The 21,375-nt window shown below is 58.7% G+C and carries 27 protein-coding genes; 15 read left to right on the top strand and 12 right to left on the bottom strand.

Going from position 1 to position 21,375, the window contains the following annotated elements:
• Positions 1 to 104 precede the first annotated feature (104 nt).
• A complete protein-coding gene (locus ACVWVY_RS38660; RefSeq protein ID WP_456631315.1) occupies positions 105 to 539 on the bottom strand; it encodes a maltotransferase domain-containing protein in 435 nt (144 codons plus the stop codon).
• Positions 540 to 1,088: 549 nt separating this feature from the next.
• Here ACVWVY_RS38660 and treZ point away from each other — a divergent pair.
• The 4 genes from treZ to ACVWVY_RS38640 all read left to right on the top strand — a co-directional run bounded on the left by treZ (position 1,089) and on the right by ACVWVY_RS38640 (position 4,162).
• A complete protein-coding gene (gene treZ / locus ACVWVY_RS38655; protein WP_456632420.1) occupies positions 1,089 to 2,774 on the top strand; it encodes a malto-oligosyltrehalose trehalohydrolase in 1,686 nt (561 codons plus the stop codon).
• A 79-nt stretch (positions 2,775 to 2,853) separates the two neighbouring features.
• Positions 2,854 to 3,126 (top strand): hypothetical protein, encoded by a 273-nt coding sequence (locus tag ACVWVY_RS38650; protein ID WP_456631314.1) that lies wholly within the window; start codon positions 2,854 to 2,856, stop codon positions 3,124 to 3,126.
• Positions 3,127 to 3,826: 700 nt separating this feature from the next.
• The gene (locus ACVWVY_RS38645; protein WP_456631313.1) at positions 3,827 to 3,973 is read left to right on the top strand and encodes a hypothetical protein; all 147 of its coding nucleotides are present in this window, start codon (positions 3,827 to 3,829) and stop codon (positions 3,971 to 3,973) included.
• 21 nt (positions 3,974 to 3,994) lie between these two features.
• Positions 3,995 to 4,162, top strand: a complete 168-nt coding sequence (locus ACVWVY_RS38640) for a hypothetical protein (protein WP_456631312.1) — start codon at positions 3,995 to 3,997, stop codon at positions 4,160 to 4,162.
• 43 nt (positions 4,163 to 4,205) lie between these two features.
• Here ACVWVY_RS38640 and ACVWVY_RS38635 read toward each other — a convergent pair whose 3' ends face one another.
• The 4 genes from ACVWVY_RS38635 to ACVWVY_RS38620 form a co-directional block, all read right to left on the bottom strand.
• Entirely contained in the window at positions 4,206 to 4,784 is a 579-nt protein-coding gene (locus ACVWVY_RS38635) for a DUF1236 domain-containing protein (RefSeq protein ID WP_456631311.1), read from the bottom strand.
• Positions 4,785 to 4,878: 94 nt separating this feature from the next.
• Entirely contained in the window at positions 4,879 to 5,148 is a 270-nt protein-coding gene (locus tag ACVWVY_RS38630; RefSeq protein ID WP_456631310.1) for a hypothetical protein, read from the bottom strand.
• 94 nt (positions 5,149 to 5,242) lie between these two features.
• Positions 5,243 to 6,046, bottom strand: a complete 804-nt coding sequence (locus tag ACVWVY_RS38625; RefSeq protein ID WP_456631309.1) for a DUF2243 domain-containing protein — start codon at positions 6,044 to 6,046, stop codon at positions 5,243 to 5,245.
• 112 nt (positions 6,047 to 6,158) lie between these two features.
• The gene (locus ACVWVY_RS38620) at positions 6,159 to 6,317 is read right to left on the bottom strand and encodes a hypothetical protein (protein ID WP_456631308.1); all 159 of its coding nucleotides are present in this window, start codon (positions 6,315 to 6,317) and stop codon (positions 6,159 to 6,161) included.
• Between the two features lie 93 nt (positions 6,318 to 6,410).
• Here ACVWVY_RS38620 and ACVWVY_RS38615 point away from each other — a divergent pair, with 93 nt between their 5' ends.
• The 3 genes from ACVWVY_RS38615 to ACVWVY_RS38605 all read left to right on the top strand — a co-directional run bounded on the left by ACVWVY_RS38615 (position 6,411) and on the right by ACVWVY_RS38605 (position 8,907).
• A complete protein-coding gene (locus ACVWVY_RS38615; RefSeq protein WP_456631307.1) occupies positions 6,411 to 7,496 on the top strand; it encodes a zinc-binding metallopeptidase family protein in 1,086 nt (361 codons plus the stop codon).
• Between the two features lie 313 nt (positions 7,497 to 7,809).
• Complete coding sequence (locus tag ACVWVY_RS38610) at positions 7,810 to 8,355, top strand: hypothetical protein (RefSeq protein WP_456631306.1); 546 nt, start codon at positions 7,810 to 7,812, stop codon at positions 8,353 to 8,355.
• 84 nt (positions 8,356 to 8,439) lie between these two features.
• A complete protein-coding gene (locus tag ACVWVY_RS38605; protein WP_456631305.1) occupies positions 8,440 to 8,907 on the top strand; it encodes a metallophosphoesterase family protein in 468 nt (155 codons plus the stop codon).
• A gap of 126 nt (positions 8,908 to 9,033) precedes the next feature.
• Here ACVWVY_RS38605 and ACVWVY_RS38600 read toward each other — a convergent pair whose 3' ends face one another.
• The 4 genes from ACVWVY_RS38600 to ACVWVY_RS38585 all read right to left on the bottom strand — a co-directional run bounded on the left by ACVWVY_RS38600 (position 9,034) and on the right by ACVWVY_RS38585 (position 12,003).
• A complete protein-coding gene (locus ACVWVY_RS38600; protein ID WP_456631304.1) occupies positions 9,034 to 9,549 on the bottom strand; it encodes an inorganic diphosphatase in 516 nt (171 codons plus the stop codon).
• 85 nt (positions 9,550 to 9,634) lie between these two features.
• Positions 9,635 to 10,717, bottom strand: a complete 1,083-nt coding sequence (locus tag ACVWVY_RS38595) for a glycosyltransferase family 4 protein (protein ID WP_456631303.1) — start codon at positions 10,715 to 10,717, stop codon at positions 9,635 to 9,637.
• A gap of 43 nt (positions 10,718 to 10,760) precedes the next feature.
• Positions 10,761 to 11,324, bottom strand: a complete 564-nt coding sequence (locus ACVWVY_RS38590) for a glycosyltransferase (protein ID WP_456632419.1) — start codon at positions 11,322 to 11,324, stop codon at positions 10,761 to 10,763.
• Between the two features lie 19 nt (positions 11,325 to 11,343).
• Entirely contained in the window at positions 11,344 to 12,003 is a 660-nt protein-coding gene (locus ACVWVY_RS38585; RefSeq protein ID WP_456631302.1) for a hypothetical protein, read from the bottom strand.
• A 401-nt stretch (positions 12,004 to 12,404) separates the two neighbouring features.
• On the opposite strand from ACVWVY_RS38585, the gene ACVWVY_RS38580 reads away from it, so the two are divergent.
• From ACVWVY_RS38580 to ACVWVY_RS38565, 4 genes are all read left to right on the top strand, one after another.
• Entirely contained in the window at positions 12,405 to 12,587 is a 183-nt protein-coding gene (locus ACVWVY_RS38580) for a hypothetical protein (RefSeq protein ID WP_456631301.1), read from the top strand.
• Positions 12,588 to 12,603: 16 nt separating this feature from the next.
• A complete protein-coding gene (locus ACVWVY_RS38575) occupies positions 12,604 to 12,828 on the top strand; it encodes a hypothetical protein (protein ID WP_456631300.1) in 225 nt (74 codons plus the stop codon).
• Positions 12,825 to 13,331, top strand: coding sequence for a hypothetical protein (locus tag ACVWVY_RS38570; RefSeq protein WP_456631299.1), 507 nt, complete (start codon positions 12,825 to 12,827; stop codon positions 13,329 to 13,331). Before ACVWVY_RS38575 ends, ACVWVY_RS38570 begins: the two co-directional genes overlap by 4 nt.
• A gap of 79 nt (positions 13,332 to 13,410) precedes the next feature.
• Entirely contained in the window at positions 13,411 to 13,560 is a 150-nt protein-coding gene (locus ACVWVY_RS38565) for a hypothetical protein (RefSeq protein ID WP_456631298.1), read from the top strand.
• 730 nt (positions 13,561 to 14,290) lie between these two features.
• Here the strand turns inward: ACVWVY_RS38565 and ACVWVY_RS38560 are convergent.
• Positions 14,291 to 14,533: a DUF6894 family protein gene (locus tag ACVWVY_RS38560; protein WP_456632418.1), complete on the bottom strand. Its 243-nt coding sequence runs from the start codon at positions 14,531 to 14,533 to the stop codon at positions 14,291 to 14,293.
• 285 nt (positions 14,534 to 14,818) lie between these two features.
• Here ACVWVY_RS38560 and ACVWVY_RS38555 point away from each other — a divergent pair, with 285 nt between their 5' ends.
• The gene (locus ACVWVY_RS38555; RefSeq protein WP_456632417.1) at positions 14,819 to 16,408 is read left to right on the top strand and encodes an alpha-amylase family glycosyl hydrolase; all 1,590 of its coding nucleotides are present in this window, start codon (positions 14,819 to 14,821) and stop codon (positions 16,406 to 16,408) included.
• Positions 16,409 to 16,542: 134 nt separating this feature from the next.
• Positions 16,543 to 18,228 (top strand): alpha-amylase family glycosyl hydrolase, encoded by a 1,686-nt coding sequence (locus tag ACVWVY_RS38550; protein ID WP_456631297.1) that lies wholly within the window; start codon positions 16,543 to 16,545, stop codon positions 18,226 to 18,228.
• Between the two features lie 24 nt (positions 18,229 to 18,252).
• On the opposite strand, the gene ACVWVY_RS38545 is transcribed toward ACVWVY_RS38550, so the two are convergent.
• On the bottom strand, positions 18,253 to 18,750 hold the full coding sequence (locus ACVWVY_RS38545; RefSeq protein ID WP_456631296.1) for a ferritin-like domain-containing protein: 498 nt from the start codon (positions 18,748 to 18,750) through the stop codon (positions 18,253 to 18,255).
• Positions 18,751 to 18,966: 216 nt separating this feature from the next.
• On the opposite strand from ACVWVY_RS38545, the gene ACVWVY_RS38540 reads away from it, so the two are divergent.
• Both ACVWVY_RS38540 and ACVWVY_RS38535 read left to right on the top strand, forming a co-directional pair.
• Complete coding sequence (locus ACVWVY_RS38540) at positions 18,967 to 20,007, top strand: PAS domain S-box protein (protein ID WP_456631295.1); 1,041 nt, start codon at positions 18,967 to 18,969, stop codon at positions 20,005 to 20,007.
• A gap of 346 nt (positions 20,008 to 20,353) precedes the next feature.
• A complete protein-coding gene (locus ACVWVY_RS38535; protein ID WP_456631294.1) occupies positions 20,354 to 20,734 on the top strand; it encodes a response regulator in 381 nt (126 codons plus the stop codon).
• Between the two features lie 74 nt (positions 20,735 to 20,808).
• Here ACVWVY_RS38535 and ACVWVY_RS38530 read toward each other — a convergent pair whose 3' ends face one another.
• Positions 20,809 to 21,216, bottom strand: a complete 408-nt coding sequence (locus ACVWVY_RS38530; protein ID WP_456631293.1) for an NUDIX hydrolase — start codon at positions 21,214 to 21,216, stop codon at positions 20,809 to 20,811.
• Between the last annotated feature and the right edge of the window lie 159 nt (positions 21,217 to 21,375).

Genomic DNA, 21,375 nt, shown 5'->3' with positions numbered 1-21,375 from the left:
ACTCTCATCAACGGACCAGTCGACTCGCAGAGGCAGGAGATGTCCGTGGTTCTTGATTTCGAGGACAAAGAAGTGAGTTGAGTCCTGGGTGAAAGGCAGGCGTGCTATGATCCTTGGCACGATCCGCGTTTCCGAATAGCGGGAACGCGGGTCAGCAGGGACGCTCCTTCCATGGCGTCCAGCTCGGTCGCTACGTTGGCTTTGTGCTTCAATTCAAAACCATGTCGCCAGGTGGCGAATTCGTCCGTCCATGCTTCGATTGCGTAAGTGAAGCGGCCGGTCCTGCCCGGCACGAAGGATCCGACCCAGCGGTCATTGCCTTGATGGGTCATCGGAGCCCGCTGCCAATCGGATTCGGATTCGCCGCGCCAGATCAATTCGGCGGCGACGATCTCGTGACCGTCGCGATAGATATCCGCCCAGACCGCGATGGTCTCACCCACGATGTGCTTGACGGGAAAGCGACCGCAGTCAACCGAAGGAACTATCTCCTCGATCTGAAAAGGCTGCTTTATAGAAGCGTTTACGAGAGCGTTCATCGGACGGCTGGGTACGCTGCAATAGGAGACTTACGAAGAAATGCCGTAAGTGTCTGATTGGTTCCCGGCCGCCGGTCCCCGCGCGGAGGGAACTATTTGGGATCCGTGTCGGCACATCTACCGAGCGAACTTCGTTCGTTGGAGGAGCCGAGAATGCGCCGAGACAAAAGCGCCGGTGGTGATCCGATGTCCAAGTCATCCTATGCGCTGCCGGCGACACAACTCGCCAGCATTAGGAACGGGTGCCGACAGCCTGAATTGAACTCAGGGCGGATGGGGCAAATGTCCGATCCGCAAACTGCCCACGGTTGCGTCAGCACCGTGAAAGTTGCCGAGCGTGGACGAAGGCTCTCGAGGTAGTGGATTTGCCGACAGAAATCGAAGTAAAGGAACTCGCCGAAGGAATGAGAGCCGCCCCCAAAACCCGGCGGTACGGTCCGCAAATTATGGAAAACGGCGTCCTGTTCAATTTGTGGGCGCCCTCCGCGACCTCGGTGAACTACTGGAAGTCGGACAGTCGCCACGCGCCCTGTCGTGCGATGATGATGGCTGGTACCAGGGGTTCAGTCCAACCGCTCTTCCGGCAGCCGCTACCAGTTCAGGATCGACGGCGAGCTCGTTGTTCCTGACCCTGCCTCCCATTTTCAGCCCGACGATGTAAGCGAGGCAGGCGAGGTCATTGACGTCGCTGCATTGCGCGATGGCGTTCCTTACCTTGGTCGCCCGTGGGCGGAAGCCGTCATCTATGAGCTTCACGTCGGCACGTTCTCAGAGGAGGGAACCTATGCCGGGGTGGAGAGGAGGCTGGACTACCTCCGTGACCTCGGAATTACCGCTATCGAGTTGATGCCGCTCAACGATGTGCCAGGTCGCCATAACTGGGGTTATGACGGCGTTCTACTCAATGCACCGAATGCCAGGTATGGCAGGCCGGAAGACTTGAAACGCCTGATTGGTGCCGCTCACGACCGTGACATGATGGTTTACCTGGACGTGGTCTATAACCATTTCGGACCACAGCTCAACTACCTGCACAGCTATGCCGAGAACTTCTTCACCGATCGGCATTCGACCGGATGGGGTCCTGCCGTAAATCTCGAGGGAGAAGAGGGCGCCTTCGTTCGAGAATTTCTTATATCAAACGCGCTGATGTGGCTGCGTGATTATGGCTTTGACGGCCTGCGATTTGACGCCGTTCATGCGCTCAAGGACGACTCAGAGACAAATTTTCTGGTCGAGTTGGCCGAGATCGTTCGGAGCCAATTGGCAGGCAAGCACGTGCACCTCATGCTGGAAAACGAGGCCAACCAGCCGCATCTGCTGGAGCGGACCGATGGACAGACCAAGCTCTACGATGCGCAGTGGGGTGACGATTTCCATAATGCGCTGCACGTGCTGCTGACGGGTGAGAACGAAGGTTACTATAGCGCCTTCGCGGACAAGCCGCTTGAGCACCTTGCCCGTTCGCTCACCGAAGGCTTCGCTTACCAGGGGGAAATCTTTCCGCTCCACAACAAGTCCCGCGGTCAACCGAGCAGTCATTTGCCCCCGGAGGCCACGATCTTTTTTGCTCAGAATCATGATCAGGTCGGCAATCGCGCGCTCGGGGAGCGATTGGCGAAGCTGATCAGTTCCGAGCAGCTGAAGCAAACCATGGTCCTGCTCATTCTTAACCCGCATGTTCCGATGCTGTTTATGGGGGAAGAATCGGCGGCGCAAACGCCATTCCTCTTCTTCGCCGATTGGAAGGGCGAAGCTGCCGATCTGACCAGGGAGGGACGCCGTAAGGAATTTGCCCGTTTCGAAGCGTTCTCCTCACCCGAGCTGCGCGAAAGAATACCCGACCCCTGTGATGAAGCCACTTTCATGGCCTCAAAACTCGATTGGACCGTGCTCGACCATTCCCCGGTCAGCAGAGCATTTCGCGCGCTGACGCAGGAGCTTTTGAGAATTCGCCAAGATAAAATTGTGCCACTCATCCAGGACGGATTCGTGAGCGCTAAAGCCGAGTTGCTCAGGGCGCCTGCGGCTGCAACGGGCGGCATAAACGTGCAATGGCAGACCGCCAAAGGCGAGGTGCTGCAAATCATGACCAACTTTTCTGCGCAGGCGTTACCGCGGCCGCCTTTGATCATGGGCGAAACACTGTGTCGCGCCGAACAAACGTCCGGACATCTCTATCTAAGCCCGGCGGAAATTCTTGTGAGGCGCGGTGCGGCTCTCACTACCAGATGAAATGTTGCCGCCGAGCCGCGACAAGCCAGCGTAGCAAGCGGGGCGCTCAGCAAATGTTAGACAAACCGAGGAGCTTGAGATGTCGTTGAATTCATCAGCCGGACGAACGGCAGCAAAATTTGCGGCCATTTTTATGTTGGTCATTCTCATTCCTGGCGAGCTGGCAGCGCAAGGGCAGCCTGTCAAAACAGCTTCTCACCTTCCAGTGGCGCTTTGGTTCATCGGCGCGGGCGTTCTGGGTCTCGTGCTGGCCTATGGCATCATGCGAAACCGACAACGAACCCGAGCCGAAAGGCAGATCACCGAACAGGCGACCAAAGATCTCTACGGCAGGGAGAGCCGAAAATCCTGACGCCACGTGCCCTCGTGCCGCAGCCGTTCGCGCTTGGCGTCAGGCCCGGGCGGGCCGAGGCGGCCAGTATGCCGCGTCACCGCCCTTGGCGTCAGCGGCTCACCTGACCCCACTTGAGCCAAATACTCCACTCCGATCTACATGCCTGATGCGCGAAAAATGCTGGCGCATAAGTCGCCCGCCCGACGAACGCCGTTCGATCCGTTGAGTATTGTTGATCATTCTCGCGCGGCCGGTTGTCGGGTTTGAGAACACCGTTCGCGCTCCCATTTCATCTTGCTATGGACCTGCGCATGATCGTCAAGCGTCGCCGTTTCAAACAGACCAAATCACTCGAAGAACGATTGGCCGAGGATACGGCTCGGCTGCGTAAGCAAGCCACGATGCTGCCCGCGGGTCGTATGCTCGAGCTAGTTCAACGAAGGATCGTGCAGAATGAGGCTGCGTCCGATTTGTGCGAACGACTGCGCTCACCGTGACGGTGCCTCACCCGCTTTCGGCTGAATTGTCTGCGTCGCCAATGCCGATGAAGAGCGCTTGGCTGATGGTCGAGGACGAAAACTGCCTGCCGTCATTATGACGATATTGCGGGACGACTGCACGCATAGCGGCTTATTTGATCCGAGGCCTGCGCTTTGATCCTGCCATCGCAGGAACCGGCGCTCTCTTGTGGTGTTTTAATCGGGCATAAGGAGCGGACATGGAAAAGCCTACGCATGAGCAGCTCGAAGAACTCAAGAGACTGAGCAGGGAAGCGCGCGTCAGTGATTGGTCTGAGATAGTTCGATCAAAGGAAGAGGCGGAGATGCGGATTCGCGACCTGAAGGAAAAATCACGGATGGAATGAAAAATCACGGATGGAATGAATATGCCCGATGATCCCATCAACGGCCGAGAGCCGAACTTCTCTGAAGACGATATTCAGCGCGATCAGCTTGGACCGCGAGGCGTTCCGGGAAAGCAGGATCCTGCAAAGATGACGCCGCAGCGGGAGAAGAAGACGCCAAAGGACATCGATCCGGGCCACCCGGCCTAGAGAATTGTCGTGCGGCCCGACGAGCGGTGTACCGCAAGTGAGCTTATCTCTGCACGCCGGCAATAATTGCGGCGACGCGCCGCGAATGCTGGTCCACAACGACCAGGTCCTTCCCGGCTATCAGATACTGGCTTCCCCAATATCCGTTCAGCACTTCGGTTGCTTCCGGCGGCAGGTCGGCCAACTCGGTTTGGCGCGGCACAGCGGTCCCGATCATCATCTCAAAATTAGGCCGATCCACCTTCGGCCCTTTTGCATCCGCGAAAACAGCCAGCAATTTCTCCCGTTTCTCCTGATCGAGCGAGACAGGCTGAGAACTCTGCTTGATGTTCCGGGCCCGGCCGCCCGTCCTGTCTTCTAATCCAGCAGGGTCGCTTTTAGCGACGGCGCTCTCTGCTTCGCGCTGTGTCGGCACACCCGTGCCGATGGTCGTAGCTGCCGTGCCGCGGTCGGCGCCGCTGGGGGGCCGGCCGAGGTTGTCGGCCGTTCCGAAGAGATGCGGTGTCGCAAACCAGCCAAGTAGCCCAACGAACAAAGCGGCCGCCACGGCAGAGCCGGCAAGCATTATCCGTCGCGTGCCACGACGTTCATCATCACGGGATAAACCCTTGACCATCGGCATCTCACTCCATTCAGTCTTGCTGAAAATGAAAGGGGGCGCCCGTTCGTTCCTATAGTACCCGTTATTTGCCGCGGTGAGTCTCGAAGGGTGGAAGCTATGACGGCTCACCTTCGGTAATTTCGGAATGCGAGTCCTGCGTTTTGTGGTCGAAAGAGCGATCCTGCTCCATCGCCCAATCAAGATCGTCGTCGCTCTTGTTATCGACGTCCGGCGCACAAGGCCTGATGGTCAGGTTGTCTTCGAGAGTGGGCTCGCCGCTGCCGCTATCGACCAGGCCGGCTTCGTCGGCCTTCTTCAGCGCCTGTTCCCTGGTCGGAAAAGTACGGCTTATCTTCTCCTCATCCTTGAAGACGGCATAGGCCATGTTCCTGCTCCTTTCGACCGGGATATGCGCTCCGTCGCCCAAATGTTCCAAGGGCTCGCTTGCTCCCAGCCGTTCTGCAGCGCGGTTGGTGGCTCTAGCTCTGTCTGGAAGAGCGCCGATTCCCTGGAAAAACTGGTACGTAGCAGCCGAACCAGGAGGCGCTGGTCACCAGAAGGGCCCCTTTTGCGTAAAGATGGGCATCGCTCCAAGGCGGCAGATCGATGATCATGATTTCTCCGCGGGGCGCGCTCCAGATCACCCGTCCGCCCGCGTCGGCCACCGCTACGAATGCTTCCGCCGCATTCATGCTGTCCTTGAAGATGACGGCGGTCGCAGCGCCACCGAGAGGCAGCGCCGAGAAAGCGCCGGCAGTCGCGACGGCAACGCTCAGCATAGCGCGCGACCGGCCAGCACCATCGGTGCCAATCTGCGCTGCGTTCCTGAGGAGGACACCGGCGATCAGAGGCAATATCCCAAACGCGACGAGCCATCCGATATCCCATGGCAGCGGGTCGGGAACATCGACCCGAACCCGATGCAGCCCGATCGCCCAGTGTACCACTATCACGTCGACAAACTGCCAGGCCGCGAAACCGAAAATGGCCCACGCGAGAATGATTCGGTCTGGTGATGCTGTTCGCCGGCTCCGCCAGAGCAACAGCGTGCCGGCGGCTGCGAGAAAGTAGCTGGCCAGATGAAAAATGCCATCCGCGAGTATCTGTACCCGCATGTCCCTGAACGCCTCGCCCTGGACGAGACTCAACAAATGATGCCACTGCAGAACCTGGTGCAGCAGAATGCCGTCGAAGAAAGCGCTAAAAGCGAAGCCGAGGATGAATGCGCCGGTGATCGGCAGCCCGTTGCCGCCGCCTTGTTGCCTGTTGCTGACCATGGACATGAGCACGTTCCGGGAGAGCTCGTTCAGGTAGTCGGAACAAGGTCGATGATCGATCGTTCCTGCGCTCCGCAAAAGAGGAACGTCGCCAGATTTCGCGCGTTGCCCCGACATGTCACTGTCTCAAATCGCAAAACCGCTCGCCCGCGCGATCAACATTTACCGCTCCATGACCAGGCACGATCTGGACATGCAGACGCAACGCGATCTCGCGAGACATATCAAACGGGTCGCCGAACAGGAAACGCAGGATCCGGGGCGTCTTACCGTTCATGGCCTAAGCTTTTTACGTGCGCGCGAGCGGAACTCAAGAGCGAGGTAGGTAGAAGCACGTCTCCGCAGTTCACATTCCATACCAGAGAAGACCTTGCGCTTATTCGTCTGCTCCGCCTGCGACAACATCGTATATTTCGAGAGCCGCCATTGCGGTCGTTGCGGACGTCGTCTCGATTATGTCACGGAACAATGCGTCATGCGCGCAGTGGCGCCTGAAGGCGAGTGCTGGCGCTCGACGGGCGATCCAGGCCGCCTGTATTCCTTCTGCGACAACGCGCGAACCGATGCGTGCAACTGGCTCGTACCGCCAGGCTCGCAGGATGCCGTTTGCGCGGCCTGTCGGCATAATGGGACGGTCCCCGATCTGTCCGACCCCGCACGGTTGAAGGCATGGCGCGAAATCGAGGATGCCAAGCACCGCCTGATCTATTCGCTGACGCGCTGGAGACTGCCGCTGCACACGCGCGCAGAGGATCCGGAGCATGGCCTGATATTCAATTTCCTGGCCGATGAGCCCGAAGCGGGCCGCAAGGTGATGACCGGGCACGACAACGGTGTGATTACGATCGCCCTATCGGAAGCCGATGACGTTGAAAGAGAACGGCGTCGCTTGCAAATGGGAGAACCTTACCGAACCCTCCTCGGCCATTTCAGACATGAAGTGGGCCACCATTACTGGGATCTGTTGGTGCGTGATGGCGGGCAGCTCGATGCTTGTCGGGAAATTTTCGGCGACGATACGATGGATTACGGCGCAGCATTGCGCCGCTACTACCATGACGGGCCGCCCTCAAATTTTCAGGAGGGCCACGTTTCCGCCTACGCCACAGCCCATCCGTGGGAAGACTTTGCCGAGACGTGGGCCCATTATCTACACATCGTCGATACGCTGGAGATGGCGGCCAATTTCGGCATGCAGATCGCGCCGGGCGCCGACCGGATTGGTGGCTTGCGTGCGACCGTGGATTTTGATCCTTATACAATAGAGGACTTCGATGCGGTGGCCAGAGCGTGGCTTCCTTTCGTGCTCGCGATGAATAGCCTGAGCCGTACCATCGGCGCCCGAGATATGTATCCTTTCGTATTGACCTCACCGGTGATCGGAAAGCTGACGTTCATCCATCATCTGGTTCAGCGGCAACGGTCGTCTGACCTGTCTCGCGCGGTAACGGGGTGAGTGATCGGCGCCTTGCAGCACAGCCGAACGACCAGCAGCTTGGGAAAAGAGCAGGCGCCGCTCCGGTTACAAGTCGGGCGATTGGTAAATTTCAATGATCCCCGGTCCCGCCCGAAGCGGCCTGCGGAGCCAAGTGATCGCCATGCGACAGCGTCTCGCTCTCCCCGGGATGATCGCCTCTACCTGCTCGACCATCTGAAGCTCACAGCCAGTCCGTCGCGCGAATTGTTGTTGCATAACGCCATTAAACCAGCGAGCGCTTCGATAGGAAAGGCCAGAACTCGGCGGGTTGTTTGCCAAGGGAGATCGTCCAATGCTGAATAGATCACGTGCAGTTGTGATTGCTTCGCTGCTCCTCATTCCCATGGGAGCCATTGCTCAAAGTGGCGGAGGAGGGGGTGGCTCGGGCGGTAGCGCCGGAGGCGGTAGCGCCTCCTCGTCCGGCGGTGCGGCGAGTGGGCCTACGGCTGGGACTTCGAGCGCTGCAGGTACCCCAAACGCAGGTTCCGCGGGAGCTGGCTCTGCGGCAGTCAGCGGCGTACCTAACGGTCCGGCAAATCAGGGCGGAATCAATAATTCCGTCAACGATCCGAGCGGCGCGGGCAATTCGGCAAAAGTTCCGACCGCGCCCGGGACCAATAATCTGGGCACCGCCCAATCTGCGGGATCCACTAATGGTGCATCGGGAGAAGCTGGTTCCACGACGACCACCGGTGTCGCGCGCAATCAAGCCGGCGTGAGTGGCAGCCGCATCGATGGTACGGTTCAAAAAGGGCCGGCCATGCAGGGCGACGCCGAAATCAGCGCAGAAAACGCGCAGGTCGATAAGAAGGTCAAGAGTATTTGCAAGGGATGCTGATCTGAGCGCATCCTCTTCGCCGGCGCTTTAGAACCTTTCCGTAAGGGGCGCTTGACCGCCCGGCCGAAGAGGAGCGCTAGCGCTGTGCATCGCATTGGAATCATTTCCGACACTCACGGCCTTCTGCGCCCTGAGGTTAAACAGCGGCTCGCAGGCGTTGCCCATATCATCCACGGTGGCGACATCGGTAAGCCAGATGTAATTGCTGAACTACTGCGGATTGCTCCTGTTACTGCGATCCGGGGGAACATCGACACCGGCCAATGGGCCGAAGAATACCCCGAAACCGAAATGGTGAGATTCGGTGGACGCACCATCTATGTGCTGCACGATGTGCAGGAACTGCGGCTGGACCCCGTAACGTGCGGAGTGGACGTCGTCGTTTCCGGCCACTCGCATCGGCCCCGGATAGAAACGATTGGAGGGGTGCTCTATCTGAATCCCGGTAGCGCCGGGCCGCGGCGTTTCAACTTGCCCGTCACTCTGGCAACTCTCGATCTGACAGCATGTGGCCCTCGGCCGCTCATTCACGATCTTGGCGCGGGCGCGTGACATCTAAAGCTGCAGGAGGGTAGGCGGAAGTGCGGGGAGAGCCGCATCGATCGAATGTGGCACGAGTCACTCTGCCGCGGGCCGACTTGGGTGCTGCCTACCGGGCTGCGTGTTCGCGTTTGCCTACTATCGGGACAGTCGCTTAATGGTCTCGATAGCGTGAACGGGGCCATGCCAACCAAGGAACTCGAGCGACTTGTCCTCGAGCGCGTTCGTGGCGCGGAAGAACTGCTCCAGCTGCTGGCGCGCCTGCAACGAAAGGTGACGGACGTCCTGCAAGTCGGCCTCAAGCGGCGAGCGGTCAGGCACGGCGAACACGCGGTCATTTCTCTCGGTCTTGCCGTTGGAGTTCTGCTCGACTTCCAGAATTCCGACGGGCCTGCAGCGAAGTACCACGCCGGGATAGGTCTTCGCATCGTGGAGGATCAGAACGTCGAGGGGATCGCCATCTTCCGCCTCGGTCGATGGGACGAAGCCCCAGTCGTACGGATAGGAAAGTCCGGTCATTAAAGGCTTGGCAAGTGTAAACACGTGCAGCACTGGATCAAAGTCCAGCTTGCAGGTGCTGCCGCGCGGGGTCTCGACGACGGCATAGATATATTGCTCGTCTGCCCATGTCGGTATCGTCAGAAGGTTCGTCATGTTCAGCCTACGCTGCAACTTCGGTGGTGTTCGTGTCACGCGCAGCCGTAGCATTCCAGCTGTCGTGATCCTGATCAGCCGGCGATCAGGGAACTAAGCCTGAGGCTCGACGGTCCTCGTGCCGGCCTGAACCTCGGAGGGCGCTCGGTTGGACGAGGGCCTCGTATTGGCGGAGATAATCCGGCGCCATGCGCGTCGCGGTGAACCGTTTCTCAAAATGACGGCGTACCTTGCGTCGGTCGAGCTCGGAGAGTCTCCCGATCGCTTCAACAGCTTCTGCTTCCCCCGGCACGACAAAGCCAGTTACGCCATCATCGATGACCTCCGGCACCGAGCCGGACCTGAAGGCAATGACGGGCGTTCCGCAAGCCATGGCTTCAATCATGACGAGACCGAACGGTTCTGGCCAATCAATGGGAAACAGCAACGCCGCGGCGTTCGCCAGAAACTGTTGCTTCGTCCTGTCATTGACCTCGCCGGAGAGCTGAACGTGCTTTCCATCGATCTGCGGCTCCAGCTTTTCCTTGAAATAGCCTCGTTCGCCCCGTGGCACCTTTGCGGCGATGCGAAGCGGCATTTTGGCGGCGCGCGCGATCCGGATGGCAGCTTCCGGTCCTTTCTCCGCCGTCAACCGGCCCAGAAAGGCGAGGTAGGAGCCGGCCTCGAACGAAGGGCGGAACAGCCCGGTCGGCAGTCCATGATAGACCGTGCTCAGCCAGTTTGCCTCACGCAGGGGCAGGCGCTGATTATCCGATATTGAAACAAAAGGCGCATCGGGAAAGCTGCTGACCACCTCAGGAAAGCCCGGCAAGTCCATGCGTCCGTGGCAGGTTGTCAAAAAAGGCACGCCGAGCCTGCTCAGGAGCGGCAGGTGCAACCAATCGATATGCACATGGATGACGTCGAAATCGGTCGCGCGCCGGGCCACGGCTTCCATCAGTGCTGCCTGGACGGCCATCGGGTCGGTCCGGCGACGGCCAAGGCGCAGAGCCTGAGGCCACACGGCATGTAGCTGGGCGGAGGTTTTCGAATCCCCGCTGGCGAACAGCGTCACCTCATGCCCCAAGCTTCCCAGTTCATCGACCAGCCACGCCACCACACGCTCCGTGCCGCCGTAAAGTTGCGGAGGAACACTTTCGGCCAGAGGCGCTACCTGGGCAATTCGCATCGACTTTCCACCATCAGGACATCCAGGCTCAAGCACAAATCGGTCACGTCACCGGCCGTTCGCATTTGGACAGCAGGTCGACCCAATCCTCTAATAGCCGGCTCATCAGAAAGTTCTGCCGCACGCTTTCTTTCGCCCGCGAGCCGATCCGGTCTCGTAGCCCAGGGTCCTTCAAAAGCTGGACTATTCGTGCCGCGGCCTGATCGGGCGTATTCACAAGAAACCCGTTCCACTCATCCCTGATCTGGTGCCGGATGCCCCCCACGTTGCCGCCGATCACCGCGGCGCCTTTCCACATCGCTTCGGTCACCGTAAGGCCGAAACCTTCGCGGGTCGACTTCTGCAGGACGACTGCGGCTGACCGCTGCAACGCATTCACCAATGTCGGATCATCGACTGCAAGAACGATGATGTCCTCATCGGCAATGCTCTCGATGGTCTCGAGGATTGTTCCGCCCTCCGGATCATCGGAGGCGTTGTTGCCGATGAGCACGAGCGTACAGTCCACCTGTTGTCTTGCCTTCCGGAACGCTTCGATGACGCCAACCGGGTCCTTCCATCGGTCGAACCTGGAGATCTGCGTCACCAAGGGACGATCGGCGGGAATTTTGTAGTTGCGCAGGAATTCACCGATCTCCCGGGCCGATAACTCGCGGTTTTTCGCGGAGAACGGGTCGATCGCCGGCGTGACAAAACGCTGGCCGATATCGAGTCGCTGGCCGTAATTCAGGAAGCGAGAAGATGGCGGCATCATACTGTTCGACGAAGCGACGCAGATAAGTCCATACCTGAGCGTATGGCGACGAAAGATCGATGTGACATTGCCAGAGCCATGGCATTTCCCGATCAGGAAAATGCGTGATCAGCGGCAGAGGCTGAGGGTCGTGCACGATGACCGCGTCGCAATCGTCAAGATGAAGCCGCATGGCGTTCTCGAACACAACCTGCTCGTAGATCGTCCTTTCGTCGTCGGAGAACGCCGCGCTCTCGCCCTGAAGCGTATTGTGAAGCTTCTTGGTGCAGCCAAAGAAGCCGGGTGTCCCTTGTATCAGATGCCAGTCGGTTTCGATCCCCGTCGCGTTCATCATCAGCGTGAGCGGCGTGAGCAGTTCGGTGACGCCTCCACCATAGAAGGTCGAACTGATATGGGCGACGCGCATGGTGCGGACGAGATCGGTCTTCGCGGCTATACGCTGAACCGTAGCAGCGCCGATGAGCGGTTCATATTGTTCGAGCGTGTGAAGCCCAAGGGTCGATCGTTGGACGGCGGAGCTCGGCATGGACATTGAAAGTCCCTTACAGTTCCGGTTGCGGTAAAGCAGCCCCGTCAGATCTTACGAAACTTCAAAGATGGGCGATCGCGCAGTTTGGCGCGCTGCCAGACGCTTTTCCATTTTTTCCTGCTGGTAGTAAGTCGAAAAGCGCCCGGAAGTTGCCTTCGTTCGGCGGGGAGAATTTTGAATCAGATGGACGTTCATTCCTCCCTGGGCGTCGGCTGACGACTATTGCTTCCGGTTCCTTCGATTTTGCGCCGCATTAAGAGGCGGGGTTCTGGACCCGCGGTGTCGATGCTCGTCGCCGGGAAAAGCCAAGAGACCGCGGTTCCGGAAATCGAAAAGAAACCCTCGCGTTCACCCCGCGTTGTCCGGTGGCAAGCACAACGGAGCCAACCACAACGGAGCCAACAATGACCCAACCCCCGCCCGTGCCGCCCGACAATCAAAGCCACAAGGGGACCGGTGATCCCAAAACCGGCAATGCCCATCAGGCCCAGAAGGGCCGCAGCCACATCGAAAACCCCCGAGAGCAGGGACAGGCTGGCAATACCGCGCAGAACACCACTCATCAAGGCTATCAGCAGGATCGCTAGCAAGGAGCGAGCAACCATGTCGACTTCGACAAAGACGCCAGCGAGCATCCGTCAGGGCGGGCCGGGCGCTTCTCATGAGAATGCCAAGGAGCCGCTCCACGTCGATAAACCGCCGGCCGACGATCCGCAACGCCGGCACAGCAAAGTATCCGGTGGTGGCGGCGAACACGACAGCCATCATACTCATCACGCGGAAAGAAAAGGTGGCGGTACCCATCCAGCTTCAAAGGACAGGTCATGAGCACCAAGCATGTGAAACTGAATAGGCCGACGAACGTCGATCTTGTTCGTAATCCGCTGATCGGGGGCTCCAAGGGAACGACGATGGCGGGAGTAACGCCGGACGAACTGGAGGAATTCGAAGGCGCGAACACCTTCGAAGGCGATATCGAAAACGATACCAATCCGCAGGGCGGGATCGATAAAGCCGAGGTTCGAAATCGGCGCCGTGGCCCTCCGCAGAACGATCGGGAAAGCGGTCCACGAAGGGCGGCGCAGCAGGGAAAGAAGACGCACGAGCAGCAACTGCGCATCCTGGAAAGGAAACCTGATGTTCCCGATGCAAGGCAGATCGAGGAGGAGACCGCGCGCACGCAACACGATGGCGGCGGCAAGACCGCGAAACGGGGCGGACGCCAATCGGAGTTTCCGGTGAGCCGTGGCGGTCTCAATCAGGAAAGCCAGCATAACAAGCATAATGATCCGGGGCAGTCCGGGCATAAACCTCAAAAGCCAAAGGGATGAAATCATGACACGTGGAGCGCACGGAGACGGCAAGCATCTCGGGCCTGGAGCGAAGGGCAAAGGCGCCGGGACTGGCGCCATGACGGACGTTCAGAATGATCTGATCGGCGATAACATGGTGCTCTCCAATCGCGACAAAGCGGAACATTCACGCGATCGGGGCCAGGACGGTAAGTGGACCCAAACCGAACAGTTGAAAGATCACGCGGTCAACAAGGGCCGTGGATAGGCGCGAGCCGGCTCGCGTCGTGGCGTTTTCGAGGTGATTACGCCTACGTGGCGGACGCCACGCCGTCAGCTGGCCGATAAATCCGTTTCGCCAAAAGCGAGGTCGTTGAGATTCCCGGCGCTGAGCTGGCTGGCCAGCGGCAGAAATCTTGCGCAACCCAAAAATCATCGTCGATGAGTCGCCGAGTAGACAGACGAAATGCGCCGAACATGCTTTCGTCAGCTTTCGTCCAGGGCATGCCACGGCAGGTTTGTGCAAGCATCCTGGTGAGGCGGAGTGCATGGCCTAGGTTTCCGCCTGCGTTTTTTCATGCCATCGCGTTTCTATACTTAATCTATGTGGTGGTTGCCTTTGTTTAAACTCGGTAAAGGTGTGCGCGCGCGTTGTTAAACAACGCTATCTGCAGCGCCGTGGATTGATCGATGATGACCGAGATTGATTGTGTTCGGTTGCAGTGCCCATACCAGCAATATTGGCCGTTACAAGCGGTTGCTTGAAACCGAGCTGTCCGAACTAGAACGAAATTTCATCGAGAGGCGGCTTTCCGAGGAGCGCTCACGACTTAGCTCGCTGGCCGAACTCCGCGCCGGTAGCCGCAACAATCAACCGCTTCCTGCCGCGCGACATACCGAGTTATGATTCCACAGCGACTGGCTACATCGGTAGCTTGGGCGGAGGCAACCGCGGCGAACATAAACTTGGGGCATTGAGGCCCCATCCGCAAGCAAGACTACTCGCGGCCAGAAGGTGCATATTTGGCACTGATACAGATGACGTACAGTGCATTTGAAGACTCGTCGGTTACCTCCATCCGCCAATCACAGCCGGGTCGCAATTTTCCGTCCAAGCTCTGCAGGATTTGCCCGGCAGTGATTGTCGCCTCCTTCCATGCTGCCTGGCGGTCAGGTAGCACTTCCCCGAGATCATCCGGCTCGGAACGTTCATGATAGACGTTGAAGAAGTATCTTGGCATTCGAACCCAACGCGAGCCGTTATGTCTGGTTCCTGACATTAGGTGAGGCAGAATGGCGGCCCTTGCCTGGGCCAGAATGCTTAGCCGGGCAAGAGCCATCGACGAAGGCTCCGAGCCAGCCCTTCAGACAATGATTCCCGCACGGCAATATCCACGCGGGAACCACGTTGTGTGCGAGGAATTGTTGCTCCCGTTGGGGGCGTCGCAACTACCAAAGGGTTGGTGCAGGTTGCGGCTATGCATCTGTCTCGCGCCTTCGTCCGCAAAGCGAAATGGTTGACTGCAATGACTGGAACCAGGCCATGGTGGGAATCCGCCGTCATCTATCAGGTGTACCCAAGGTCCTTTCAAGATTCAGACGGCAATGGTGTCGGGGACCTAAACGGAATTACCGAGAGATTGCCCTACTTCGTTGAACTGGGCGTCGATGCGATCTGGATTTCACCTGTTTTTCGGTCGCCGATGATGGACTTCGGTTATGACATTTCGGATTACATCGATATCGATCCTGTCTTCGGCAACATGGCCGATTTCGATCGCTTGGTTGCAAAATCCCACGCACATGGGATCAGGGTGATCCTGGATTTCGTCCCGAACCATTCGTCTGACCAGCACCCCTGGTTCATCGAAAGTCGCAGCTCGCGCGCCAGTCTCAAACGCGATTGGTACATTTGGGGCGACCCCGCGCCTGCCGGAGGGCCACCTAATAACTGGTTGTCCGAGTTTGGTGGCAGCGCGTGGGAGTTCGACGAGGCTTCAGGGCAGTACTATTATCACGCCTTTCTGAAATCCCAGCCGGATCTGAACTGGCGAAATCCCGAAGTGGTGGAAGCAATGCGCGACGTGCTTCGCTTCTGGATGCGAAAGGGTGTCGACGGCTTTCGGGTCGACGTGATCTGGCATCTGATCAAGGATGTAGCGTTGCGCGACAATCCGCCCAATCCGAATTATCAGCGGGGCAAGCCGCCGAATGAAGCGCTCATTCCACTCTACACGACCGACCTCCCGGAAGTGCACGACGTCATCGCGATCTTGCGTCGCACCGTCGACGAGTTTTCAAACCGCCTGCTGATCGGGGAGATATACCTTCCGGTGGAGCGTCTGATTGCCTATTACGGACGTGATCTGGGCGGGGTCCACCTGCCGTTCAATTTTGCGCTGCTTGGCGTCCGCTGGGACGCCAAGTGCATCCAGGCCCAGATAGCCGAGTATGAAGGCGCATTGCCAAAAGGGGGGTGGCCAAACTGGGTCCTTGGCAATCACGATCGGCCGCGTATCGCTAGCCGGGTCGGCAAAGGACAGGCCGCGGTCGCGGCCATGTTGCTGTTGACCCTGCGAGGCACACCTACGATTTACTACGGCGACGAACTGGGAATGCGTCAGGTTGATATTCCCGGCGACCGCGTGCGCGATCCGTTCGAGCGCAATGTCCCTGGAATCGGCGTAGGGAGGGATGGCTGCCGGACGCCCATGCAGTGGGACGCGAGCGAGAATGCCGGTTTCAGCAAGGTCGATCCATGGCTTCCGATGGCAGGGGATTGGCGATCGGACAACGTAGCAAACCTGCGTGAGGATGCGACTTCAATCTGGAATCTTCATCATCGCCTGCTGCGCCTTCGCAAGAAGGTGCCCGCGCTTTCAATTGGTTCCTATAGACCGCGCTTTGTTGACGAGGATCTGTTGGTGTACTTCCGCGAACTCGATGATACCACGCTGCTCTTAGTACTCAACTTGACCAGCCAAGCCCAGATTCTCAGCTTCGAGCCAGCCATCCGTGGAAAAGTGCTGGTGTCTACCGGAGCCGACCGGGACGGAGAGCGAGTGGCTGACAGCATCACGCTTCGCGGCGACGAGGGACTCGTCATTGAGCTCTGACGTCCATTCCCCGTACCGTCTCGCGGTGGTCACTGCTTGTGACATGTCGGGAACTCTTAGGAACAAGGTAAACCGCACCGGAGTTTAACGCCCGCTTGAGGTGGGGTGATTATGCTGACGGAGTCTATTGTCCGGTGAGTACGAACGAAAAGTCAGAGCACTCTCCGGCTACTTCAGATGAAGCGTGGTGGCGCAGCGCCGTCGTCTACGAAATCCCTGCTATTTCGTTTCAGGACAGTGACGGGGATGGTCAAGGCGACCTGCCAGGACTTCTGCAACGCATCGACTACCTCAAATGGCTTGGCATCGGCGCCGTATGGCTCACCCCCATCTATAGAAGCCCCAATCAGGATTTCGGCTATGACATTGCCGATTTCTGCTCGGTCGATCCCCGCGCCGGCACCCTGGAAGATTTCGATAAAGTCGTGAAAGCGCTGCACAATGCCGGCATCCGGCTTATTCTCGACTTGGTCCCTAATCACACTTCCGACCAGCACGCCTGGTTTCGGCAAAGCTGCGTCTCTCGAAACAATCCGAAGGCCGATTGGTACGTTTGGGCGGAGGCCGGCGCGAATGGTGGTCCGCCGAATAACTGGCTCAGCCGCTTCGGAGGCAGCGGTTGGGAATGGTGTGAGGCGCGCCGGCAGTTCTATTACCATTCCTTTCTGCCGAGCCAACCGGATCTCAACTGGAGAAATCCGGAAGTCCGGGAGGCGATAGGCGACACCATGCGTTTTTGGCTCGACCGAGGCGTCGACGGCTTCCGGGTCGACGCCAGCGCCGTGTTGATCAAGGACGACCTGCTGCGCGACAACCCGCGCGATCCCGAAGCTGACGACAAGACCCCACCGCCTCAGGTCTACATCCCGGTGTTCACGGACGACCGCCCGGAGGCCATGGAGTGCATCGAATACATCAGAGGCGTTTTGGATCGGTACGAAGGAAAGCTCCTCTGCGGCGAGGTGCAGGGTAAAATTGATCGGATCGGTCATTTTTACGGAAGCAGCAAACCACGGCTGCACCTGCCGCTGAACTTCGCGCTGCTTGATACGGAATGGAATGCAATCTCGCTGCAGGCGACCATCGACGCCTATCTCAATGCCGTCCCGAATGGCGCCTGGCCCAACTTTGTGATCGGCGGCCATGACAAGCATCGCGTTGCCAGCAAGATCGGCCAGGCCCAGATGCGGATTCTTGCTATGCTGCAGATGACCATCAGGGGAACACCATTCCTGTTTGCGGGAGATGAGATCGGATCCGAGCAGGTGCCCATTCCACCGGATCGAGTCCAGGACTCCTTCGAAAAGCTTGTGAAGGGATTTGACCTCGGCCGCGACCCCGAGCGGGCGCCCCTGCGGTGGGACGATACGGACAGAGGCGGATTTACCTGCGGCGAGCCCTGGTTGCCAATGAGCCCGGATCGTTCGCGCAATATCATGGCGCAGCAGCGCGACGAGCGGTCCCTGTTGAACCTCTACCGTGAACTCATCGCTTTGCGGCGTCGGGAGCCTTGCCTGATACAAGGAGAGTATCGGCCGCGGCGCGCGCAGAACGACGTCTTTTCATTTGTACGAACGCTGAAAGAGACAGAAATCCTGGTGGGCCTCAATATTTCAGGAGAACCGCGCCTTTGGGAATGGCAGGGGTCCGGAGTACGATTGTTGTCGACGACGCTGGATCATGCATCAGCAAAGGCGGAGGGACCAATACACCTGAAGCCGAATGAGGGCGTCGTGCTTAAAGTCACTCCTTACGAGTGCCAAGCGGGCTGCACGAGAGCTTCTTCTGCTGTCTACGCGACAGAAACAGCGTCGCCCTGAGCGGCCCCAAGGCGACGCATAATTCTACGCTGCCGCGCGTTCTCGGTCCAGGTAGGCAAGTGTCACTTTCGGGATATTGTCATCGACCCATGCCGCCATTGCTTCCTCCTCCTTCAAGGACTGCTCCAGCAGAGCGCGGGCGCTGTCGGCTCCCGCGGGCCCACACAATGTGAGCAGGGATTTGTAGGCGGCGATCTCGAAATGCTCGAACGCGTTGTTGGCAAAGGTATTTTTGAGGATTTCGTCTCCGGCCATCGAATGGCCGAGCGCCATTATGTTCCCCATCACGGACTGCGTCGTATCCTTGAGTGTCGACGAACTCTCACCCATCAATGAGAGGCATTGTTCCAATCGATTCAACTGACCTTCGGTTTCTCGCAAATGCGTCTGCGCTCTGGCCTGGACCTCCGGGTAGTCGGACAACCGTTCCGATTGCCGTTCCATGAGTTCTCTGGCTTGTACTTCCATCGCGTGAGCATTGCGTAGTCCCACTAGAAATATGTCTCGTGCTGTCGATGCCATTTCGCTTCTCCATATGCCGCTCGGCTGAAGCACCAAACCGCTGTGTGCGTGACTCGTTCCTAGCGTCCGATAGAGCGACACGCAGCTCTCCTCTGCTCACCCAAGGCCGGAACCGGAGCCCAGGTCAGGCCCAATGCGTCTCCTCACGCTGTCCGGGCTAAGTACGCTTTCGCACATAGACGGGAATTAGCGATATCGAACTTTGCCGGGAATTGGATGTTGGCTTCCTTTAGGTACGAGGAACAGATTGTGGAGTGGAGCCCCGGAAAAGCAGCAGCGGAAGACAGCGATCTCTTCCGCCACATTGTCGAGAGCGCCACTGACTTCGCCGTATTCGCCGTGGACGCCAGTGGAAACGTCGCTGCCTGGAATGTCGGGGCCGAGCGCCTCACGGGGTACTGCGAATCCGAAATCCTGGGGCGGACCGGCGATTTGATTTTCACCCCTGAGGACCGCGCGGCAGGCGCTCCGGAGCGCGAACGCTCGACAGCGGCTCGGTCGGGTCGCAGCGAAGACGAGAGATGGCATCAGCGCAAGGATGGCTCCCGGTTCTGGGGATCCGGGTTGATGATGCCACTCCGGAGCGGCGATGGGTTTGTCAAGATCATGCGCGACCGCACCGCACAGCGGCTCAAGGAACTTGAGCTTAGCGAAAGTGAAGGTCGGTTCCGGATGCTTGCCACCTCGATTCCTCAGCTCGTGTTTCGCTCGGCGGGTGACGGCACACGTACTTGGGGAAGCCCGCAGTGGGAAATCTATGCCGGACTATCCGACGCCAAAAGTCGTGGCTTCGGTTGGCTCGACGCCGTTCACCCTGACGATCAAACAATGACTCGCGACAAGTGGCGGGAAGCTCAGCAATCGGGCGAGTACTATGCCGAACACCGGATTCGCAGGCATGCGGACGGTGAATACCGTTGGCACCAGACGAGAGCGAAGCCCATCGATGGCACAGCGGGAGAATGGGTGGGCACTTCGGCTGATATCCACGAAATGCGAACCTTGCAGGACCGTCAGCAGGTGCTGCTGTCGGAACTGCAGCATCGTACCCGTAACCTGCTGTCTTTGGTGCAGGCGATTGCCCGTCAAACGGTACGGTCAAGCACTTCCCTTTCCGAATTTTCGGGTCACTTCGAAAGCCGGCTCGCTGCACTGTCTCGCGTGCAAGGTGTGCTGGCCCGCACCGATCATGGTTCGATCAAGCTGGAGCAGATTGTGCGCGCCGAGCTTGAGGTCATGGGGCAGACGAGCGAGTAGAAGTTGGCGGACCGGACGTCGAGCTTGCTCCCAATGCGGCCCAGGCGCTGGCGCTCGCTTTGCACGAGCTTGCGACCAACGCCGTAAAATACGGCGCGTTGCGCCAGCATTCGGGAACACTGAGCGTAAAGTGGGACCTTCGGGAGAATGACCGTGGCCGCCTGGTCAAACTGGACTGGCGAGAGGCTGGCGTGTCCTTACCCCCTGGTCCGCCCCCGCGGAAAGGATATGGACGCGAGCTCATTGAACGAGCGTTGCCCTACCAGTTGGATGCGGTAACCAAATTCGAAATCGCAGCGGACGGTGTGCGCTGCTCTGTCGAGTTGCCTTTGGGAGGGATGGCAACATGAACCGGGCTGCTGACATACTGAACGGCGCTCGGCTATTGATCGTGGAAGATGAATACCTGTTGGCTCAGGAGATGGCGGATTATTTCGAGAACCTCGGGACTGAAGTCGTCGGTCCTGTCGGCACCGTGGCGCGTGCGCTTGACCTTATCGCCTCGTCTCGCATTCAAGTTGCGGTCCTCGACGTGAATCTCAGGGATGAGCGGGTGTACCCGGTCGCCGAAGCTCTGACGCTGAAGCAAATTCCATTTGTATTCGCATCCGGATACGGCAGCGAACTCGAACCGGGCGTCTATGCCGACGCTCCCAGGTGCATCAAGCCAATCGAATTTGCCGCACTGGCCAGGACGCTGGGGGAGCAGATCAAATCGAGCGAGTAGGGAAGCCGTATCACTGGACGCCGTGAGCCTCTCGGCATCGAGGAGTGCATGTTCCAAAGCTGGACTGCCGGGAATCACCAACGATCGCTTAAGCTCTTTATCGCTCGTCGCAATCCCGATTTTTTGACGAGCTTGGCAGCTTTCCGAGCAGCCACCCACATCCGCCTACGCTCTCCCTTTTCCGGCCAATCACCCTGTTGGCGGGTTACCTCCAGCGGGAAAATTTCGACTTCACACAACACCGATTGTAGTTTGCGTCGCCTCCGCTTTGTGAAGCGGCCGATTTGCTTGCTGCCGATATCTCCCCGGACACCTGCTTCTTCGTAGGCTTCAATCTTGGCGGTCGTCTGCGGCGTGCTGTGCTTGATAGGCCAGCCTTTCGGTACCGACCAGCGGTGCTTCTTTCGCGTTGTGATGAGCAAAATCTCAACGTCATCATCGCGCATCCGATAGGGTAGCGCTGCAAATTGCTTGAATTTCACGGTCAATCCTCCAGCCGTGAAACTCGCTGCGTCAGCCACGGTTCCTAGCCCCCGTGGTCCATTGCCGGAGCACGCCGGCTGCCTTGCCAGGAAGACTTCTGGTCCGGCGTGCGACCCGGCCCAGCAAGCGTCCTGCCTCGACTTGAAGAAGCTTCCGGG

The sequence above is a fragment of the Bradyrhizobium sp. URHC0002 genome, from assembly GCF_054059515.1.
This window is presented reverse-complemented; position numbering and strand designations above follow the sequence as displayed.

Bases quoted from the DNA above. Each gene is read 5' to 3' on its own strand.
- ACVWVY_RS38560 (WP_456632418.1), bottom strand. From the start codon at position 14,533: ATGCCAAGATACTTCTTCAACGTCTATCATGAACGTTCCGAGCCGGAT.
- ACVWVY_RS38645 (WP_456631313.1), top strand. From the start codon at position 3,827: ATGGAAAAGCCTACGCATGAGCAGCTCGAAGAACTCAAGAGACTGAGC.
- ACVWVY_RS38540 (WP_456631295.1), top strand. From the start codon at position 18,967: ATGTTGGCTTCCTTTAGGTACGAGGAACAGATTGTGGAGTGGAGCCCC.
- ACVWVY_RS38535 (WP_456631294.1), top strand. From the start codon at position 20,354: ATGAACCGGGCTGCTGACATACTGAACGGCGCTCGGCTATTGATCGTG.
- ACVWVY_RS38600 (WP_456631304.1), bottom strand. From the start codon at position 9,549: ATGACGAACCTTCTGACGATACCGACATGGGCAGACGAGCAATATATC.
- ACVWVY_RS38650 (WP_456631314.1), top strand. From the start codon at position 2,854: ATGTCGTTGAATTCATCAGCCGGACGAACGGCAGCAAAATTTGCGGCC.
- ACVWVY_RS38580 (WP_456631301.1), top strand. From the start codon at position 12,405: ATGACCCAACCCCCGCCCGTGCCGCCCGACAATCAAAGCCACAAGGGG.
- ACVWVY_RS38640 (WP_456631312.1), top strand. From the start codon at position 3,995: ATGCCCGATGATCCCATCAACGGCCGAGAGCCGAACTTCTCTGAAGAC.
- ACVWVY_RS38660 (WP_456631315.1), bottom strand. From the start codon at position 539: ATGAACGCTCTCGTAAACGCTTCTATAAAGCAGCCTTTTCAGATCGAG.
- ACVWVY_RS38610 (WP_456631306.1), top strand. From the start codon at position 7,810: ATGCTGAATAGATCACGTGCAGTTGTGATTGCTTCGCTGCTCCTCATT.
- ACVWVY_RS38620 (WP_456631308.1), bottom strand. From the start codon at position 6,317: ATGAACGGTAAGACGCCCCGGATCCTGCGTTTCCTGTTCGGCGACCCG.
- ACVWVY_RS38565 (WP_456631298.1), top strand. From the start codon at position 13,411: ATGACGGACGTTCAGAATGATCTGATCGGCGATAACATGGTGCTCTCC.
- ACVWVY_RS38545 (WP_456631296.1), bottom strand. From the start codon at position 18,750: ATGGCATCGACAGCACGAGACATATTTCTAGTGGGACTACGCAATGCT.
- ACVWVY_RS38630 (WP_456631310.1), bottom strand. From the start codon at position 5,148: ATGGCCTATGCCGTCTTCAAGGATGAGGAGAAGATAAGCCGTACTTTT.
- ACVWVY_RS38585 (WP_456631302.1), bottom strand. From the start codon at position 12,003: ATGTCCATGCCGAGCTCCGCCGTCCAACGATCGACCCTTGGGCTTCAC.
- ACVWVY_RS38570 (WP_456631299.1), top strand. From the start codon at position 12,825: ATGAGCACCAAGCATGTGAAACTGAATAGGCCGACGAACGTCGATCTT.
- ACVWVY_RS38575 (WP_456631300.1), top strand. From the start codon at position 12,604: ATGTCGACTTCGACAAAGACGCCAGCGAGCATCCGTCAGGGCGGGCCG.
- ACVWVY_RS38555 (WP_456632417.1), top strand. From the start codon at position 14,819: ATGACTGGAACCAGGCCATGGTGGGAATCCGCCGTCATCTATCAGGTG.
- ACVWVY_RS38635 (WP_456631311.1), bottom strand. From the start codon at position 4,784: ATGCCGATGGTCAAGGGTTTATCCCGTGATGATGAACGTCGTGGCACG.
- ACVWVY_RS38625 (WP_456631309.1), bottom strand. From the start codon at position 6,046: ATGTCCATGGTCAGCAACAGGCAACAAGGCGGCGGCAACGGGCTGCCG.
- ACVWVY_RS38595 (WP_456631303.1), bottom strand. From the start codon at position 10,717: ATGCGAATTGCCCAGGTAGCGCCTCTGGCCGAAAGTGTTCCTCCGCAA.